This is a genomic window from Nocardia araoensis NBRC 100135 (assembly GCF_000308435.1).
Classification (GTDB): Bacteria; Actinomycetota; Actinomycetes; order Mycobacteriales; family Mycobacteriaceae; genus Nocardia; species Nocardia araoensis.
This window is the reverse complement of sequence record NZ_BAFR01000034.1, coordinates 174,761-196,604: the sequence shown is the minus strand read 5'-3', so window position 1 is coordinate 196,604 and position 21,844 is coordinate 174,761. Positions and strand designations below refer to the sequence as shown.

The 21,844-nt window shown below is 65.3% G+C and carries 1 protein-coding gene (only partly in view); it reads left to right on the top strand.

Annotation, left to right across the window (positions count from 1 at the left end):
• Window positions 1–89 precede the first annotated feature (89 nt).
• On the top strand, window positions 90–21,844 hold the 5' portion of the coding sequence (locus ON21_RS05105) for a sigma-70 family RNA polymerase sigma factor (protein ID WP_039795822.1). It continues 12,652 nt past the right edge of the window; only the first 21,755 of its 34,407 coding nucleotides appear in the window; its start codon is at window positions 90–92; its stop codon lies off the right edge, out of view.

Genomic DNA, 21,844 nt, shown 5'->3' with positions numbered 1-21,844 from the left:
GCAGCGAACAAGAGTTCCTGGAGTGGTATCGAGCGCGGCGTGCCGACAGGTCTGGTCGACCGACCCAAAATCTCACCGACTACGCCGAGATGAATTTCCTCGAGCCGGCACAGCTGCAGCGCTGGCTCGAAAATGCCGGAATCGACCCGGAAAGCAATGACACGGCGCCGGTGGGAACTGTTCCGCAACCCGATGGGGACACCACCACCTGGCACATCGAGTTGCGCCGGTTCCTTGCAACGACACCGGACTGGATGGACGAGTTGGTCGGCGCCGCCCCCGGCACCTGGGAGGCGGTGGAACGAGGAGAACGCGACCTCGACGTCCGGCATGTTCGAGCAGTCCTACGCCGGATTCCCGGTGCTCGCGCACTGTACCTCGACGCCGCCCGGCTCTATCCGGCTCTGCTTACCACGGATGGCGCGCCCGCGTATCCTGAGGGGTACTCCCGCATCGGCGACTACGTAGAATTCCGGCGAACATCCCACAATTTGAAGCGGTCACAGCTTGCCGACCGGCTGGAGAAGGGCAAAAATACGGTCTCCCGCTGGGAATCCGGAGAGAGCAGACCCGCAAAGGATGACATAACTGCACTGCTCGAGGCCACAGCGACCGAAGAAGATGTCCTCTATGACGAGATGTCGGAGTGCTATTCACATCTACCCAGAAGTACAATTCTCTATCCCAGTCCATTCGACTCGGAATCCCTCGGCGCGTATTTGCGACATTTCCGGCTCGTGAACAGGCTGTCCTGGTCGGAAGTCGGGAATATATTCGGCATCTCCGCCGGTGCGGTCCAGAGCCTGGAGACGGGAGTGCGAGATCCGCTCGACCTCACCGTGGTGCGAATCTACCGTCACGCCTTGCATCGCGCCGGCAGGTGGAGTGATGTCGCCACCGCATGGGGATTGCACCACCTTCCGGACCTCGACAGCGGGTCGGTTCCTCATCCCACCGACTTCGATTCCATACACGATTGGATTCGGATGGTCCGGCTCTTCCGCGGAATCCCACCGCTCGAACTGGCCCGGAGAATTGGAAAATCCGACGCCTGGGTTGAATTCACCGAATATAACCACAAGCCTGGCGTCGAAGATCTCCGGAGAATTCGGGATGCGCTCGAAATACCCAATGACACGCTCGTATCAGCACTGCTGACCCACTACTCGCGCACGGACGTCGAGGACCGCGATCCAGAGGAAGAGCGGCTCTTCTGGGATCTGATCGCAACACGACCGGGTTCCGCCGAGGAAAAGCATATCCGAAATAAGATATTCGAGCGATACGCATGGCTCGCGGACGATGTCGCTGCCCGCCGGTCCATCCCGGCCGAACATCGTAACGAATATGCCCAACAGGCAGCCATAGCAATTATGCTGGCCACCCGGAACTTCGTCCCACCCGGCAGTTTCTTTCCAGCCGCCTTGATGGCCGCTCATTACTCCGTCATCAGGACGCGGCTGGAGCTGCGCTATCCGGGCATGAAGCCGCAAACGCAAAGCGTTCTCGCGAAGGTGGATAGATACATTCGCGCGAATCGCGTCGGTACCAGCAGTTCCGACATTGCCGAGATCAGCTCGGCATTGAATCTGACCCGCGAGGAGGTGATCGCCGCCCTTCCGTTCCTCCGGCAGGTATCGAAGGATGCTCCGGTCGAGGGCAGGTCCGGACCGGGCGATATAAAACAGACGGACGATCCTCAGTTCACCGATGTGGAATTCGCAGACAAGTTCGACCGAGCATTGTCGGGTCTCGAGAATCCCGGACTGGCCAAGCGCATTGTATTGATGGTCCGCTCGGCCGATTTGTCGAGCGAGCAGACTGCCGCCAAGTTGGGGATCACAACCCAGCTCGTCGATAAATACCTCGCCGAGGCCGAGGAAAGGATCCGAGCAGCCTTCGCCGATGAATTCGACATGGCTGACGAGCCGGACGATCCGAGCAGTCCCGAGCCACCGTTGACAGCGGCCACGGTAGCCACAAGGGCACCGTCGGCGACGGCGGGTAGCAATCCCTTGGGCCGGGCAACAGTATGGAAATCCGGTCCCGCCACAGCGTGGAAAGATTATTCCGCCGCCGCATTGCCCGAATCTCCGGCAATGAGCACCGCTTCGGATGCGGAACGCGGCGTGAAACAGGCGATTGCGGGAGATCTCTACTCGACCTACGGCATCGAGGTGCTGGGCCTGGAGAAACTCTCCGTCGATATGGCGATGTCGGTTCGGAAAGCGATATTCGACGAGTTGGAGGAAGCCGACGCCATCTGCCCCGACGCGGTGGCGGTCCTGCCCCTGGAAAGTGATACGTTCGCTGCCGCCGGGCGGCTTTTCGGTGACGAACCAGAGAACTATGTATTGCTCAACGAAACCTACTTCGGGAATCCGGAATATATTCGAGAGCTGTTCGAGCGAGGTTACAAGTCCGGCCGACTCAACGCGCCGACCGGAGACCCTGTCTACGATATCGTCCGGCACGAGCTCGCGCACTTACGGGCGCCGAAAGACAGCCCGCGCGAGGAGGGAAACTCGCGGTACGAGCACCTCGCGGAGCGTCGGCAAGCAGGCGCCCTGCCTGAGCATTCCCGCTTCGACCGGAGGCATGATTACTCCGACTGGTTGGACGCGAAGGCATTCGGGTTTCTGTATCAGCATTTCATCGAGTTCCGCAGGGCCGGCGCGCTACCACCGCTGACCCGATTCGACGATTGGTTGGGACAGCTCGATGGTTACAGCCGCGTCAAGCAGACGCGGCGCGAGGGAGACCGCCTGTTCGCAGCATTCGACATCTGGTTGAACGAATTCGATAGTCGAGCGGATTTCGATGAATGGCTACGACAGTCCGGACTCTCCCGGAGAGACGATGGCGGGGCTGCCAGCGCGCGGCGGCGGACCCACCAGGGTCCATGGGATGCGGAAACCGACGACGCGGGCTGGGTCGACCTGAAGTCCGTGTACGACGCCTGGCTCGAACAACTCGCCAGCGATACGCGTAGCCGGATCGTTGCGGGTGAGGAATACGGACAAGAACGCACCCAGCTGAACCTGGGCACGGTAGACCTCGGTCTGGGCGGGAAAGCGGTTTTCAACCCCACGGAAGCCTTGGCCGAGGCCAACAATGCCTTCGGCAAGAGCGCGCCGAAGGACTTCACACATCCGGTCTATGTGTTGCAGGCACTCCTGCGTGGCATCCCGCTGGCACAAGTATGGCGGGACGTGCAGATTCGCACCGACCGCGCGAACGACCGCGAGCCGGTCCCCGCGGCATCCGGCTTCCACCCGAGCACGTCACCGGACGGCGTGTTGGCGCGGTCGGCGCGGAAATGGCGCGATATGCGTCCCGATGAGCAAAGGGCCCTCGAAGCCGCGGACACGCTCCTGGTGGTTACCGGACGCGACGGCCGGAAGCTCTGCGCATTCGATGAGCTGGCCCGACTCGTGGAACGTCAACAGGCCGAAAGGTACGGTGCCACCCCTCACAGCCACGAAACGGCCGCTGTCGAACCACTGCCGGGATTCGCGGAGTGGGAGCAACCACCCACTGGCGAGTTGGGGCGATGGACTCACCATATTTCCTTCCTGGCCGGGCAGCGGGCCGAACTCCTGAACGACGTCAGACGGCTGCTGGTGCAGACCGACGGCTTGGCCGAACTCCTCGGCCTGGGCTCCTGGGCCGCAGCTGGAGCCGGCCAGGCCTATCTGGACGTGGCCGACTTGTTCACCCGGATCCAAGACGCGCAGTCCCGTCCGGGGATCGACAGCGAGAGGGCGGCCCGGCTGCAGACGTTGCTCGACCATCTCGCGGCGGTCGAGCAACGGTGCGAGAGCCTCGACACCGATTTGATCCTCGCACGCGCTCAAGCGGAGCAGTTGGCGGTCCGCGAGGTCGCGGCCGCCCGGGGCGGTCTGCAGTTCGGTCCGCGTGGGCGGATCATCGACGGAGCCCGGCTGGAGGTGTTCGAAGCCCCCTACCAACCCGTCTCCTTGACCGAGGAATTGGGGGATGAACTGCGTGAGCACGGAATTCCGATGATCACCCGGCAGGTGCGGGTGGACCCTACCGGCAGGATACTGGTCGAGCAGCTCCCGGAAGCAGTCCGTGCGGCGACCAGGAAGCGCCAGGAACGGCTTTGGCAGCTGAGCAACGCCGAACCGGCCGTGGTGCCGCCGGCGGTGCAGCCCGCCTGGGGCGCGCGGATCACCGCCGTACAGGCCAAGCTCGCGCGCACGGCCGCAGTCCGGGCGCGAGTGTTTCCCACGCCGGTCGACCCGAACCGGATGACGCCGGCCGACGAGTCCAGGCAGCGAAAGCTGCTCGCCCGCTTGGAGATGCTCACCGAGGAGCTGCGAACCCTCCAGGTGCAGACCACGGCCGACGCGGTCGAGCTTCGCGGAGCCATCGGCGAGCCAGGCCATCGAACCCCCCTGCTGAAGTTGCTCGATCGGCGCGATGCCGTGGTGGCCGCGCGCGAACGTGCGCGAGCCGCACGAGACCGGTGGCGCGACGAACGCGACCGGCTGGCCGCTCTGATCGACTCCGCCACCGACGAGTCGAAATCGGAAATCCACGCGGCGCACGTTTCCGCCACGGAAAACACCGCGCGATTCACGCGGGAGTTCCACCGCCTGGGTGAGGAATCAGCACGGTTCACCCGGCTCGTCTTCGCTGCCGCTGATGCGGCTCCACCTACACAGGATCGCCGCGAGTCGGCCCAGGGCCAGCTGCGCGCCGATGCGAAAGCACAGAGTCTGGTAGACGCCGCGCGGACGCCCGACCTGTTGCGGATACTTCGTGAACTGCTCTTGGATCGTCTACGGGAGAAAGCCGCGCAACTGCGGTCAGCCGTGACACCCACTCCGGAGCTGCGCGACACGACCACCGAGTTGGTGGAGGCGTTGGAGGACGTCAACGCCCACCGGGACGCGCTGTCGCCTGATACGGATGCGACACCCGTCGACTCCTCCGGTTCCGGGGCGTTTCAGCCCGGTCCGCGCAACGGTGCCGCACCATCTGCCGCCTCTAGCAGGCTGCACAGAAGCGCTGCGCGCCCGTCCGGCACACCGAGCGAGCCATCGAACAACCCGCAGGCATCTTCGACCGACGGCACAAATGAATCCATCTCCGGCGCGAAGATGCCGGACGCTGATGAAAGCGCCACGGCCGCAACGCCTACCCCCGCGGATGTCACTGCGGCCCTGCAGAACAGCTTGCCCGGCGCGGTCAAGCAGGTACTCGACCAGATCGATGTCGAGCTGCGCTCCATGACCGATGCCGAGCGCCGCGACGCCGCCACCCGAGCCGACCTCACCCGTCTTCCCGGCTGGGTGGCCGACCGCCTCGCCCATGAAGCCAAGGCTCAGGAGCTCGTCCGTGACACAACCACCCCCGAGCAGCGCGCCGAATGGCAGCGCCGTGCAGAACAATTCGACCACGAACTCGCTGACATCCTCGGCCTGCCCCAGCCGGGAACAGGATGGACCGACCGCATCAGCAGCGACCCGCTGCACCACCTCCGCGCACTCACGCGCCGCCCGGACGCGCCCGCCGAACTCCTTCACCTGGTCGACACCGCCACCCGATGCCTGAATCTGCAGGACATCGCCGCGGCCGTCGAACCGCTGCACCAGGCGCTGGCCGACTGGCCCATCGCCGAACACACCGACCGGGCCGCCGCCATCGCCTGGGAGCTCGCGCTGCAAGCCCGCGCCGACGGCGGCGGGACACCCGCAATCTCCGCTGCCATCCACGGACAATCAGGTCAACGCTGGATCGAGATCCACGTCGGCGACGACAGCCGCACCCTGCCGGCGCGCGAGAGCGGCGACCGTCCCGGGTGGCGCGCCGTCGACCTCCTCGACACACACACCGAAACCTGGGGATGGACGCTCCCCCGCAACAGCGGAAAACAAGTCTGGTTCAAGCTGTTCGAAACCGCCGACACCAGCGACCCCTCGCAACCACCCCACGACCTCATCCTCGACCTGTCCATACCGCAGGACTCCTTGCGACAGGGCCCGAGCCTCGCGCGGCGAGCAGTACGAGAGCGCTTGCGACATGCCGGTCACCCTGATCCCTACGACCTGATGGTCCTCGTATCCGACCTCGTTCAAAACGTCTACCGCTACGCCGACCAAGGCGACGCACGGGTACGAATCCGCCTCGATGGAAACATGATTCGCGTCGGAATCACCGACGCCAGCCGTGGCCTACCCGCGCGACAAGAGGCAACCACCCAGGGCACCGTCAGCGCCGCCGCTTTCACCGATGACCAAGCCGCCGAATGGGACGGAACCGGGATCGTAGCCGACACCCACGGTTTCTTCCTCGGCATGCTCGAATCAATGGCCTCGGTCTGGGGCGTGATCCTGGAACGCGCCGGCGGCAAAACCATCTGGTTCGAAGTGCCGATGCCGCCATCTACAGCACCCGGCACCACGACCGCTCAACCACCGAACACACCCGCGTCCGATCCGGACACTCCCGGATCGATCGGCATCGACCTCAGCGCCATCGACCTGACCGGACTCGGCCCGGACCGTTCGACCACCAGCTCGAACCCCGATCCCACCGAGGCGAACGATGGGACGCGGAACCGGTCCACCCCACCCGCGGACACCGACAGTCGGCACTCGCCCACGCCCGGCACCCGAATCGACCCGGTCGCCCTCGCCCTCGACCCCGACGAACCCAACGCGCCGGACCCCGCCACACCGGAACCGCCCGAACGGCCGACTTCCACCCACCGGGCGCCGACGGACCAGAACGAACACGCCTTGGCACCACTGCCCACGATTCAGGAACTGGTCGCGGATCCGGGAAAACTGAAGACGTTGCGGCAGGAAGTCGACGCACTCCGACAACAGCTCCTCGAGCTCAGCAACGGGCGCGCAGATCTGTCGAGCGCAGCAGCGGTGGACAGGATGCTGGGGGCGCTGCTGCAACTCGAGCGAGAAGGCAAGCTGAACCCCCGCCAGGCCCGCGCGCTCCCGCTGGTCGAGGAGTACAGCGAGAAGTCCGGTCTCCTCGACGACGCCGAACGTGTCCGCGGCGAATACCGGGAACACAAGGCAAATGCAGCGCGCCGGACGAATCAGCCGGAAGACAGTCGGCCAACGGCACCTCGCGGGCCAGACACCGTTGCCCTCGCCCTCAACGAACCGGACGCACCCAACCCCGCCACGCCCGCGGGATCGGAGGCAACGAACAGGGACTCGACCGTCCGGCCCGCACCGACCCGCGACGAACCGTCCAACTCACCCTCCGCACAACCCGAACCGCAATCGACCCGGCAACCATCGGCGGCCGGTGCCGGCCATGAGGACGTGAGCGTCCACACAACGCAGGACAAGGCGCGTGCGCGCCTGGCGAACTATTTGGAAGCCGACCAGCGGGTACTGGACCAATCGGACCTGGTATGGCATGTGATGGAACTGGTCCAACGCGAATGGCGCGGGATGAGCGAGCGGGCTCGCGGCCGAGCGGCCGGAGGCTTCGTATTGAGGGAGCTTCCGAGATGGATCGGGCAGAGAATAGTTTATGAACGCGACGTGCGCGAAGCACAGACGCGAACCTTGACAGCCGGCGAGCGAAGGCGGTTGGACGCCAGGCGTACTCACCTGGATAACGAGCTGGTTCGGCTGCTGTCGCTGACAGATCCGATAACCCCGTGGGTGGCCCCGGCGAGCCGGGATCCCTTGGCCGAGCTGCGCGATATCGCGGAACACCCGGGACTGGTGTCCAACAATCAGTGGCTCTTCCGGTCGATCGTCCAACTGACCGAGGACGCCCTGGGCCTTGATTCCGCACGGCGCGGGAACGCCGACCCACTCCTCAATCTGGTCCACGACGTAAACCCGGCGCACAGTTGGGACAACTGCGCGGAATGCGCGATAGTCGTCGATCTCAGGCTCGACGGCAGAACCGGCCTTGTCGCGGCACCGTCGAGGGGCCGAATCATCACCCGTGACTCCGCTGGACAGATCCGCGTGCCTTTTCTCGAAGCCCACTACTCGACATCGTTGCGAACTGTGCGCAGCCTCGCCGACTTCGAACGCGAGCTGCTCGATTCCGGTCATCTGGCTCGCGGCATCGTCGCCTTCATCGACCGCACGGAGTGGGACGACAATCTCAACCCGTTTCGGCATGCTGTGAACGTTGTCAATGACCACGGCCTCATTCGCTATCTGGACGGGGGAACGGGCCGCGACGTGACGACTGCGATGCGCGAACGCGGCACTCGGCTGACGCTGCCCTGGCATCAGCGTGCTCGCGGTGACGAGCCCTCGATCGAGATGTCTTTCATGCGAACCGACGGGCGATACACAGGATTTCAGCGCGGCATGCCCGGCATCATGCCGCCAAAACCGCCTGCGAGCCCGGATGCCACACTGACAGCCGCCGTTCGGGCCGGGCAGTCGACGCCGGAAAATGGACGGCACGACCCCGTCGCCATCGAGATCGACAACGATCCCTACGAGCAGGAAACGCCGGACACCAACCCCGCACCCGACGCACTGCAGGTTCAGCACGCGGTATCCCGTGACGCCGAACAGTTGCGGGCACTTCGTGTTGCGGTCGCCGCGAGACTGGATGGCACAGCGGACGTTTCGAACGATCCCGTGCTGAATCGTGCACCCGCCCTGATCGATGAGTTGTCGGCCGCGCGACGCGAGCCGGATGCGCGGATCCCGGCGGATCGACTGCGGTTGCTCGAGCAGTTCGCACACCAGCTATCGGCGTGGTCGGCTTGCGCGGACGAAGCCGCCGAGGCGAGCGCCGCTTACGAGCAGGGCCTACGAGAAGGGACGTCAGCCGTCCTGCAGGCCCGGCAGGACGACGCGGAAATTCGGCTGGGTGTGGCTCTCGCCGCCGTCGCGGAGGTCTTGGACCAGGCCCACCGGACGAACGCGGATACACCGATACTGACCCGGCCCGCGGACCACCTCCGGCCCGGGGAGACGCAGCGGCTGCGTGAGGTGGCCGAAACGATCTTCGGGGAGATGGTGGCCGCGGGGGCAGCGGTCGATTCGGTGCCCACCACCGACCAAGAACAGCTTGCCGAGAACACGCGGCGCTACGACGTGCTGCGGGATATGTCCCAGTGGCTGGAGGAGCTGCTGGACTTTGCGGAGCAAAGGGATACGGCATGGATAGGCCGGGAGCGCCTCGCGTTCCTGCTCGACCATTTCCGCGCGATCTCAGAACTGCTGGCGGCGACCAAGATCCGCGACGATGCCGCCGCCGCCCTGGCCGCGGCGACCGATCGAGAACGACGACTCGCGCAATCCGCCGAGAACTACGGCATGGCCGACCGTGCGGTCCGCAACATCGCGGAGATGCTGGGCGAGCCGCAGCATCATGTGACGGCCACTCCTCCGGCGGCGCAATCCGGCGCACCCCTCGTCTGGCCCGGCGCGGACGGACAACCCGACTTCATCGCACAGACCCAGCCCCGGCAGCACGAGCTCACCGAGCCCGGTCCCGGCGAGTCAGCGTCGCCCGATCGAACCCCCGAGGATCGCGCAGCGCAGCCCGGATCGGACCATCCACGGGGCGACCATGTCGAGGAACCCCGCGGCTTCGAAGACACCGCACCGCGGCGCTATGTCGAACAGAACCTGACGGTGGAGGATCTGGGTTCCATCGCGGCAGCGAGCGATCGGGGTCGGCACGCGATCAACGAGGATGCCTTCGCCCTGATCAGAATGAAGGTCGGTGGCGAAGAGGCCACCGCACTGATCGTGAACGACGGTCTCTCCCGGCCGAAGGGCGGTCACCGCGCCTCCGCCGCCGCCAAGGCGGCCGCCCACGATTTCGTGGTGGCGGCGCTGCGGCAAGCCGACCGCGACGGCCGGATCGATCCGGTGGCCGTGGTCGAGGGCGCCGTGGCCGCCGCCCAGGGGGCGGTTCTCGCCTTGCCCCCGGAGTCTCCCGCGGACAAGCCGCCCGCCACCACGATCGTGGTCGCGTTGATGGAGTCGGGACGGCTCACCGTCGACTGGGTGGGCGACAGCCGCGCGTACTGGATTCCGCTGGACGGCGGCCCGCCGATACCGCTGACCAGGGACGACTCGAAGGTCCAGGATGTGCTGGACCGTTTCAACGACATCACTCGTGAAGAAGCCGAACACTCGCCGATCGGCGGCCCAGGCCTCACCCACAACCTGGGCCGGTCGCTGGACGGGCTGAAACCGCGCGAGAAGGCCCGAGACATACGCGGCGACGGTGTGGTCCTGGTGCTGACGGACGGCGTGTGGGAACCGATCAGCCCCGACGACCCCGAACCCATCGCGGCCATCGTCCGGCGGTCGCTCGCAGAAGCCCCGGGCGATCTCGGCGCCGTCACGCGCGCACTGGTACGGGCAGGCATCGAGGCGGGCACGGCCGACGACGTGACCGCCGCGGCGGGATTCCTGTCGGCCGCGAACATCGACACCCCCGCGAATACGGCGACAGACCAGGACGGGCCCGCGACCCCGACCGATCGCGGCGCCGACCCCGTCGCGATCGACCTCGATCCGGACGAAGCCGATGCCACGCCGGTCGGGTCACGACAACCCGGCACCACCGCGCCGCGGAACTCGCCGGATGGCGCTGGGGCACAGCCGGGCCCACAGCACGGCACGACTGACGAGGCGAACACCGCCGGCAGAGTCGGCACCCCGTGGGACAGCGCACTGCGGCTGCGGCAGGTCCTCGAGCAGCATGTCGCGAGCGGACGACCGGAACTCGCGCGCGCCGTGCTCCGGCAACGATTCGAGACCGCGATGCCTGGGCTCGCAACCGATTTCGGGCAGCAGGCCGCGCACCACATTGCCGACGAGGTGTGCGCGACGGCGATAGCACGCCTCGGGCAGCTCGGTAACCGGAATATCGAGCTGTGGTTGAACAACATCGCGCGAGAGGTCATCTGGAACCATCGCAGTATCGCGGACCCCTGGTACAGGATCCGGGAGTTCGTTGCCGAATGCGCACGACTCGAGCAAACCGATCCACTGGTCCGGGTGCTGGCCGAAGCCCGAACCACGGACGTGCGGCGTATCCTGGAGGGGTTGCCGAGCCACCGGCGTGACCGTTTGATCCGCGCCTTCTGGCCCACGGGTCCGGGCACACCACCTACCGCGCCCGACGCCACCGAATCCGATCGTGATGCGCTCTGGGTCGCAGCGCGCCAATTGGCCACAGCGGTGGCGACCGCGGCGAACTTTCCTGCCCAGCTACCGGCGCGGGCCGCAAGCAGCGCACCTCTGATCGACCGACCGAGCAGCCCCACCGCGACGACGTCCTCGCCCTGGCTCACCAGCAGGGAACTCGAAGTGCTCAACCTGATCTACCAGGGTTTGACCCCTGCGGAGATCGGGCGACGGCTGGACGTCGACCCGAAGGCGGTCACGAACTACCAGAAGAGTGCGGCCAAGAAGTTCGGTACCACCGGCGCGATCCGGACGGTCCTGGCGGCCAAGCGGCAGGGTTTCGTCCACGACGGAAATCGACCACCAGCCGGTACGGTCCGCCTGGACCGCGAGCAACGACAACTTCTCCAGCTGATGGCCGACGGCCTCACGGATCAGGCCATCGCCGAGGTGCTGAGCGTGGCCACGCTCACCGTCAAGCGCCGCCGAGCCCGGATCGGGGCCGTACTCGGCGAGACGAAGCGAACTCCGATGCTGATGAAAGCCGTGCGGCTCGGAGTCTTCGACGAACCTGCGAGCGAAGACACCACGCCGAGCGCACCCCGCAGACCGGATACCGTCGCCATCGATCTCGGCGACCCAGAAGAACCTGACGCACCCAGCCCCGCACCGGAGGGATGGGCGGGCGACGTGACCGGATCTCCCGCCGGTGCGCCGATCGAGTTGCCTCGCAGCATACGTCGCCTGCTCGAGGCAACCCGGCACGAACTGGAGGAAGTGGCGGAAGAAGCGCTGCGGCCGGTCCGGGACTCCGGGAAAGACACCACGCACCTCCACGCCGCGGAAGCCGAGGAGATCGCACGGGCCATCAACGAACTTCGCGCCGGACAGCGCCTGCGGTTCGCCACGATGCTGCGCCGACAGGTGCTCGATGCGGAGTCGGCTCAGCTGCTGACCGAAGTGCAGTTGATGCGTGAGGTCCGCGAGCATTTCGGTTTCCTGAAGCCCCACATCGACAACGTTCACCGGTACGCGGCCGAGGTCCGCACCGCATCGGCGGTCCTCATCGCCCGTGAAGTGCTCCGTGCGCAAGGCCTGCGACCCGTTCACGACGATCAAGGAAGGTTGGTCGACGGGATCGGGGTTCTGCCCGGACGCCGGATCGTGGTGGCGTCACCGCTGCTCGGCCAGCAGAACCTGCTGGATCTGCAAGTACCGGGCCTGCGGGAATGGGCAGCGCGCGAGAACGTGACAATCGAGTACCAGCGGGTATTGATCGGGGCGGACGATCAGGTAACCGTCGAACCCGTGTCGGGCGTTCACGACGAGCCGGAAGCGGGACTCCGCTTCTATCGAAACCACGAGGATGCAGCGTGGATGAACGGTCTCATCGATGAACGATCCTTCGAAGAAAAGGTCGAGGAAGCGGAACGGTCCGGCAGGAAGCCCCCAGAATTACTCAAGGATTACACGGATGATTACACGACTTCGATCTTTGTTTTCAAAATAACTTACAACAACGGCTTTCGGGTTATCGAGAAGCATGTGAGAGACAAGACTCAGGCCAACGCCGAAGAGCTTTCGACGATCATCCTCCAAGCCGCCGGCGCACGACCACCAGGATTCTTGCGCCGCAAGGATCGCGTGTTCTTGGTCGAGTACGTGCCAGGAATCGAAGCCAACAAGATCACCGCAAGCGGCAAGGACGAGTGGGCGCGATTCTTTCACACACCCGCTGCGCAGCGACAGGGCCTCGGCGATTCCGTGATCCGTCCGTGGGATCGACACGAGGGCGGAAATTGGCTACTCGAGCGCGGTATACATCTGCGCCCCATCGACAACAGCAACGGATTCATAATTCCGTGGACGAAGAAAGATGGATTCACCGATGCCAAGTGGATGAAGGAGGGGTTCGTCAACCATTTCGTCAAGGCGATCGACGGCACGCCGACATGGATGCAACACAATTACCCGCGCGCCAGGATTCAAGAAATGCGGCGAAAGATCATCGACGCGAAATCGGAATTCACGCGGCTGGAGCACGAATCCTCCTACCCGGATGTTCTCGAAATCCTCGCCAAAATCGAAGAGAACGCGGTGGATCCGGGAGTACCGCACGTCGGCCCTTCTGGTGTGCTGCACATTCTGGGGCGGATGCGTGATGAGCTCGCCGACAAGTTCGAACTCGATGGTGAGCGCGCCGACTGGACTCCGTCGGAGTGGCGCCGTGCGGTCACCGACCTGAAACAGCAGTATGCCGACCATATCGATCCGCTCGTCCGGCGTTATGTCAACACCTTGGACGGGCTGGTCAAACTGCATCTGCACGCGCAATTGAACGTCGTGACCGCTGAGGATCTCGGCGCCGGTCGACCAGACGTGGTCACCAACTATCTGGACAACCTGTCGCAATGGCTCACCGAGCTGGAGCAGGACCCCACCCCCACGCTTCTCCTCGGTGAGTCCGACGAACAATGGCAGGCCCGGTTCGATCGCGAAATTGCCACGGCAGCGGACGACGACGAGCACGCACCCCCAACTGATCGGGGTCCGGATCCTGTCGCCATCGATCTCGGCGACGCCGACGAACCCGACACACCGGCGGAGCAATCAGCGCGGGGCACCGCGACGCCCGGCGCCACCCCGTGGTCTCGACCCGCACAGAGCGAGACGCCGCCGAAAACCGCTGCGCTCGATGTGCGCCTTTCACGGCCCGATCCCACCGCATCGGAGCCTCGAGCAGGCGGCTGGACACCCTGGAAGGACAGAGCGTCCCTCACCGAGGCCGCGCGGAACGCAGGCAGCACTCGGAAAGAGGTGGTGCCACACTCTCGGTCGGAGCTGCAGGCACCGCCGACCACCGCGCGCATCGATTCGTTCGACGAATGGACCCAGGAACTTCGAGACCTGGGAATCGACACCGAACAGATGATGTCGGATCTGACGGAAATCTGGGACTACCTGCGCCTCGACCCGAAAGTCCACGCGACGTTGGTGAAGAGAATTCAGGAGCTCATGGATGAGTTCCCGGACATCGACATGGCTACCGCACCCGTGTCCATGCCCGATTTCCTGCGCTACGGCCTGCCGGGCATGACCAGACGGGAACTCGTGTCCGCCATCGCGAACGAGGTGCGAGGAATCATCGAGACATCGGCGATGGGAGACATCGGCGAGCAAGAAATACCTGACAACGTACGCGTCGCCTACCAGAACGTGGCCGGGTCGCTCGAACTCGCCCGAGTCGGATCGACCCGACAAGAGTTCCGGGTGTTCACGCGACTCGTGGAAGGCAGGGACTACAAAGAAATCGCGACGGAGCTCGAAGTAACGCCGTGGGCGGTGCGGAAGTACGTCACATCGATCTACGCCAAGTTCGGCATCGAGGGGCGCAGCGGGCTGGAAGCAGCAATCCGCGCCCGCCACGCCGACAGCACCGCCGCGGCCACCTCGCGCGATTCCGCGGCGCCGACCGAGATCACCGATGAGACATCGCAAGCCGACAAATCAGCGCGCCGCCCCGGGGGCATCGACCCGGTCGCGGTCAACCTCGGCGATGACACCGAGTCCGAGCACCCCGCACCCGCGCAGCCGAACACGCACGAGGCCCGGGACGACGCGAACATTCCCGAGCGGTGGCGCCGGGAACGTGCCTGGGATCAAGAGCGGATCGCCGCAGTTCGCGCGGGCGACCCCGGCGCTTACAGCGAGCTGTACGAGCGGTACTACGGATGGGGTCTCGGTACCGCCATGGAGATTGTCCGCGACCGATCCGACGCCGAGGACATCGTGGCCGACTGCTTCGCCGACCTGCTCGTGAGGATCCGCCGAGGTGACGGGCTAGAGCTCAGTTTCGGCGCCTACCTGCGCACGGTCGTTCGTCACCGGGCGTACGCCGCCAGCGCTCGCGCCGGCCGGCAGGTCCCCACCGACGATATGGCCGCACTCGATCGAATCCAGCTGGGCGGCGATCGAGCACCGGAGATCTCCGAGGAGACCCCTATCGGTCTGGCGTTCGAATCGATGCCCGAAGAATTTCGCACAGTGCTCTGGCTCACCGCGGTCGAAGGCTACTCCCCAGAGGAGGTAGCCGACCACCTGGGGGTTGCGCCGAGTGAAGTGAACAACCTGATCGCTCGCGCACGTGCCGAGCTGGGCCGGAAGTTCGCGACGGAAATGCCGCAACACGGCCCGCTGATCAGGGCATTGGCCGCGCTCGCGGCCGACGACGTAGACCTCACCTCGGTGCTCGCCGAGGGCGGCGAAGCGCTTGCGATGGACGACGAACGCCTGGCCACGGATGTGGCCGTGATTCGAACAGCCCAGCACGAGCGGCCCGAACTGCTCGGCAGCGTAGTTCGACGCCTTCGCACCGGACCGCGGGAATACTTCGTCCGCTGGTTCATGGGGCAGACGGTGGCCGACATCGCGGCCGCCACCGGGCGCAACAACGACCTCATCCGGAAGCGGCTGCACAACGCGGTTCGCACGGTGTCGATGGCGTTGTCCCACGTCGGATCTCCCGCTCTGCGGCGCTCCGAACCGCATCCCAGCGGACTCACGGATGAGGAGATGCTGCTGCTGGTCGAGGCGGTCTGGGCTCACGACCGAGATCTGCTGGAACCGGTCACGGGGCCGGTAACCGAGGCCGAGCAGGCAGTTTTCGAGTCATACTTCCGGCAGGGTCGGACAGTGCCCGAAATCGCGACGGCGCTGGCCTGGAGGCCGAAGCGAGTTCGCCGCATGCTGCACCGCATCGCACGGCGTATGGCCTCGACGCTCTCGCCGGAGGTCGTGGAGCGGTACCTGAGTGGCGGACCGCTCCGGCGGGCCACCCAGGTCGATGTCGCCCGGGAAGCGGGAGTCAGCACGATAACTGTGAAACGAATTCTCGCTGGGCATCCGGATGCCGGACCGGAGACGATCGAGCGGGTCCGGGCGGCCGCGCGCCGTCTCGGTGTGCGACGTGGACGGACCGGGATCGTCGCCGATGGCGACGAACAGACGTCGAATTCGCCGGTTCCCCTTGTACGCATCGATCACGATCGAGTGCCGTACCACCAGCGAGGTAGGGAGTTGCAGCTCGTCCGCGGGACGTCGAAGGATGAGTTGCGGCGCCTGATCCCGTTCCTTTCCGAGGGAGACCAGAACGTCGCAACGCTGCTCCTCCTGGAGGGGCTGTCCATCTCCGTCACGGCGGAACGATTGGGCCGCCCGGCTACCTCGGTGCAACAACGCCAACATGACATCGCCGACCTGCTTGCGGCAATGCTGTTATCGGAGAATTGGGAACTACTGCTGGTCGAGGCGGTCCACGCGCACGAGCCTGCGATATTGGCAGCCTGTTTTCCGCGACTGACCCGTCTCCAGCAGCAGTATGCCGATCAGTACCTGACACAGGGCCTTTCGACACTTGACATAGCGAGGACCCGGGGTATCCAGCAGACGACCGTCAACAAGCTGCTGCGACGAATTGCCCACATACTGGCGAGAGAACTCCCGCCCACATTGGTGCGGCGCTATCTGAGGGCTGGCCCACTTCGTCGAGTGACTCTGGCGGACATCGCCATTCGGGCCGGAGTGGCCGAGGGGACGGCGCGCCGGGTACTCGCGGGCGGACACGCCGATCCGAAGACGGAGCAGCGGATTCGGACGGAGGCCGCTCGGCTCGGATGGGCAAGTAGACGTCCCGGCGTCGTGGTGGACAATCCAGACGAGAGGTCACCGGTCCCGGCGGTCCACGAGGGCACCGCCGACTATCCGCGCCGCGGCAGGGCGTTTCGGATCATCCGATCAGCGCCAACGGAAGTGCTGACGGAATGCATCAATCGACTTCCGCGGGACCTGCGAACAGGCGGCGCCCTGTTGTACTCCGACGAGCTGACCATCGAGGAGAAGTCGAAGGCACTGGATTTGTCGCCGGCGCGGGTCGCCGCGCTGCGGCAGGCCGCCGCGCCACGGCTGGCGACATTGCTGTCCGTCGGTGTGTTGCTGACCGACGGCTCGGCGATGTTCTTGATCGAGGCGATCGCGGCGCACTACCCGGATGTGCTGGGGCCGTGCTACTCGCAGCTCTCGGGCACCGAGTGGGAATACGCCGAGCTGTATCTGGTGCAGGGTCTCTCGCAACCCGAAGTCGCTCGAGCGACGGGCCGCAGCCAGAGCACCGTCAAGGGCGCGCTGTATCGGATCGCGCACGTGCTGGCCGGGGAACTCCCACCAGAGCTGGTGTCGCGGGTGCTGAGCCGAGGCCAACTCCGACGAGTGACGCTCGACGATGTGGCCACTCGGGCGCAGGTGAGCAAGGCTCAGGCAGATCGCGTGCTCAACGGTCGCGGCGGTACGAATCCCGAGACGACGAACCGGGTGCGGGCGGCCGCCACCGAGCTCGGCTGGACGCAGCAGCGGCGCGGCATCGTGGTCGTGACCGAGACGGGTGTCGAGCCGATCCAACCAGCGAGCGTGACGCCGACGACGCGAACCACTACCTCCGATACCCTGCCGACCTCGACCGCTGATCGCATCGACCCGGTCGCGATCGACCTCGGCGATCCGGACGAGACGACGCCGACGGAGGAAACGAGCTTGGCGCACACCAGACGACTCGCGGAGGCAGAGCTCGTCAGACTGCGCGAAAAACGTGATCTCGCCGCCCAGCTACTGAAATTGGCCCCCGAGACGAGTGACAGCGCATTGCTGCGCGAGATCGCGGCCACCCATCCGTTCGACGATGCCTACGCCGTGCGCACCGGCCCCCGCGGCAAAGAACTGATCGGCGACATCGAGCGACACATGATCGCCGAAGACCAGATCCGCCGCTTGAACGGCGCCGCGACCGACCTGCTGCACGCCCAGGTGCACGCGGCGCTGTATGGCGGAAGCGCCCACAGAGAGACAGCTCGGGTAACGGGGATCCTGCAGGAAAGCAGCGGCAACGAGGGCGTACTCAGCGGCAGCACGGCTCGGTCCATCCCCTACGACGGCCGCGCATCGGCTGCCCGCATCATCAACGATCTGTATCGAGCGGAGGTGATATCGCAGCCCGAGCAGTCGAGCGCCTCAACCGAGATCACCATGGCGGACTTCGAAGCCAGGTCGGGAGGCAGGTTCACAGAACCGTTCACCTCGCACCGCATCGATGCCATACTCAGGCAACTCGGAGATGACGCATCGGTGGTCGTCGACAGCGGAGACGAGCATGCGCGGCCGTTCGTCCTGCACTGCTACGACAACAAGGTCGTACGGATCGACCCCGGCGCGAGCGACGGCGTGATTCCGTTCCACGCGGACGCCCAGGGTCGGCCTGCCCGGGCCCTCTTCCTCGACGGCAACGGTGAACCGGTGCCGCCACGCTTGTTGAACTGGATAGAAACCACCTACGAACTCGAACATCCGTTCCGGCTTGCCGTCGACCGCGGGGTTTCGGGTGATGGGGAAGTCGCCCGCGGGGTTTGGGGAAAATTCGGAGCGGCGGGCGTATTGATCAGGCATGTCGACAGCACCGGGACCGCCAGGTACTTGGTCGCGAAGTCGACGCCGGCCTATTCCCAGGGAAACTGGCAGCTTCCGGGCGGCGCGTTGCATTCCAAGGAAACTCCCGTCCAGGGTGCCACCCGTGAACTCATCGAAGAACTCGGCGTGCGCGAAAGCGACGCTCGGAACCTGCGACTGGTCGATACCTCGGTTGCCCGCGCGGCGCGAGGAAGGCCCAAGAACTGGACCTACACCATCTTCCTCGCCGATACGCCCGAACGGTTCCGCGTCGTCAGCGATGGCGTCGAGACCGAACAGGCCGCATGGCTCACCCGCGACGAGCTGGAGGCGCTGGCGGCCCAGGGTGAAGTCCATTCCGCACTCACCGCGCAACTTCCCGCTCTCTTCGATCGTCTGGATTCTCAGCCACCTCGGCAACCCTGGAGTCCACTCGCCGCGTTCCGCAACGTGTATGACGCAATCGGCGACGACTACTTCGACCACGCGGAGATGGTGAGAAGGAACCACCCGGGTCTGGACGAGCGGTTGCTTCCTGGATACGTCGCGATCCGCACATATACCGGCAATCTCTACTACTTCGAGATGAACGCCGCTCTCCGGTCCGGCGATCCTGCCCGGATCAGCAAATACCACCACCTGATCCAAGGCATCACTACCGCGCTGCACACACTTCCTCTGTACAACGGCGTGGTAGAACGGCAGATCTCCGTGTCACCCGGAGAGCTCGTCCGGCTCTTGGCGAGGTACCGGCGCCGGCAGGTCATCACGGAGCCCGCGTTCGTCAGTACCAGCGCGAAAACCGACACCATGGGTGGAAATGTGAAGTTCATCATCCACTCGTCCACCGGTCGCGATATCTCGAAGATCTCGAAGATCTCGAGCGAAGCCGAAGTAATTTTCGCCCCAGGCTCCCATTTCCAGGTCCTGCGCCGGACCCGGCAGAAGGGGAAATGGGTTATCGAGATGAGGGAGGTTGCGGGTACGCACGGCCTCGAAGATCACGACGACCAGGGCGCCGCTCAGCAATCGACCGAGGCCGGCCCCACCCAGCGCGATGTTCGCGACACCACTCCCGGCCTCGACGCCGTCGCCATCGATCTCGACCTCGGCGACAGCGAGCACGAATCCGAACCACCGATCGACAACGCCGAGTCGCCCGACCCGTCGGCCGCGCGGGCGAGTAGGACGGCAACCGAGATCGTGGCCGCCCTGGAGCACGCCGACTGGCTGCCGATGGAGGTCAGGGCCGCTGTAGGTGACAACCGGCGAGCGTTGGCCCAGCGTGTCGACAGACTTCCCGATCTGCAGCGAGAAAGCCTGCGCCAGAAACTCGTCGAGAAGCGCACGACCGCTGCGGTGGCCAGCCTTCTGGGCAAGAGCCGCGGGTCCGTCACCATGGCCCAGCGCCGCGCCATGGCGAGCTTGTCCGAGATGCTGCCGCCCGGTTCACGGGCTTGGCTACAGGCTCCGCAGAAGACAGCGCAAATTCAGGCAGCCGAGCAGGACAAGACGATCGACGCGACCGCGCCGCCCGTGATCTCCGAAGAAGACGCGGCGCTCGACGACGAAATACGTGAGCTGGAGCGTGCGCTCGGCATCGAGACCGATGCCGAGCGCACACTCGAGCTGACGTTGTATATGGACGACAAATTCCGGAACGTTGCCATCGCGGCGGGTGTGCACCGGCCCGAGTTGCTTTTCGGACGTAAGGAGTGGCTGAGCTGGCTGGAAGCTCGCCACTACGCCGAACAGCATCTCGGCGATGAGCTGAGCGTGGAGTTCATCCTGAAATTGCATGAGCTGCTCGGGCGGCGGACGGCACCGGAGTCGGCAGGAAAGTTCGACGGCCCGGACGGGATGGCCGCGGACGTCGCAGCGATGTGCGAGTGGTTCAACGCCGCGGTGAGCAACCCCGACAAAGACCCCTACGAAGTAGCCACAGATCTGGAGCTGTGGAGCATTTCCGGGCGTCACGGGGAGGGCGACTATCACCGTCCACTGTCCAGGATCCTGCTGAATTGGGCGCTCGAAAAGCAAGGGAAGCACCCCAGCGCCATTCCGGATTTCGACGAAGATGTCCTCACCATGCGGGACGAATGGGTGGACACGGTCAAGGCGGGAAGCCTGCGGTACCGACTGCTCGAAGCCCAGGTGGAACAATCCGCGGGTATCGCGGATCCGGTGGCACTGCTCGGTCTCTTCGGTGCGCGAGAGCGCTACCGCCGCATGGGTGGAAGGCCCGCGCCGTTCGTGCCGGGAGAACAGCACGATGCCCTCGCCTGCAAGCGACTGCTGGCCACGCTGCTGTCGGACGCGCCGCTGCCCGAAACCGACGAGCAGGTACTGGCAATCGTCGACCGATCGCTGCGTGAGGGGCCGAACGGGGGCGGCGACACAGCGCCCCAGCCGGATAGCACCCCGCACGAACCCGCAAAGCCGACATCATCCGGCAACCGCATCGACCCCGTCGCCATCGACCTGCTCCCCGAGCCGCAGCCGGACGACGCGGCGGGCGACGGGCATGGAGCCGACGCGAATGCACTCCGAGCGAGGCTGGAGTGGTTCCGGCGGAATGCCGTCGAAGGCGATGCGGCCCTCGCGCGCATCCGGAACGGCATGGGCCGGGTGCATTTGGCACATGATCCGACGGGAAATCGCGCGGACGAGATCATCGACGCGTTCCGGGAATACACCAAATTCGCCGGGCCCAACATGCCACTACGCGCAATGGGCCGAAATCTGACGCCGCATCAGCAAGTCGAACTAGCACGGCGGGAGGTGACTCGGGAGGAGGTCCTCGCGGCCGGAGCGAGCCTCGGCTGGCCGGAAGCTCGGTTCCGGGAGGAAGCCGGCATCATTGCCGCCCAGATCAACCGGATGGACTGGGCATTCCGGAACGCCCTTCCATCCACCGGACCGGTCACGATGATTCGAAAGCTGGACGATCTCGTGCGGGTCTTCGGTCGCACCGACAACTTGCTCGGTTACCGATCGACCAACTCCGGTTACACGTCGCTTTCACTGTCGGATGAGGTGTTCGCGGACCAGGATGTCGAGGTCATCGTCTACGCGGATGCCGGATCGGCGCTGATCGCCGTGGAGTCGGTTTCGGCAATGGACACCGCGGACGAGGGCGAGTACCGCGAACGAGAAATCATCGCCCCGCGAGGATCGACTCTCGTATTGCTCACCGAGCCGACCGAAGTCGACGGCAAAATAAG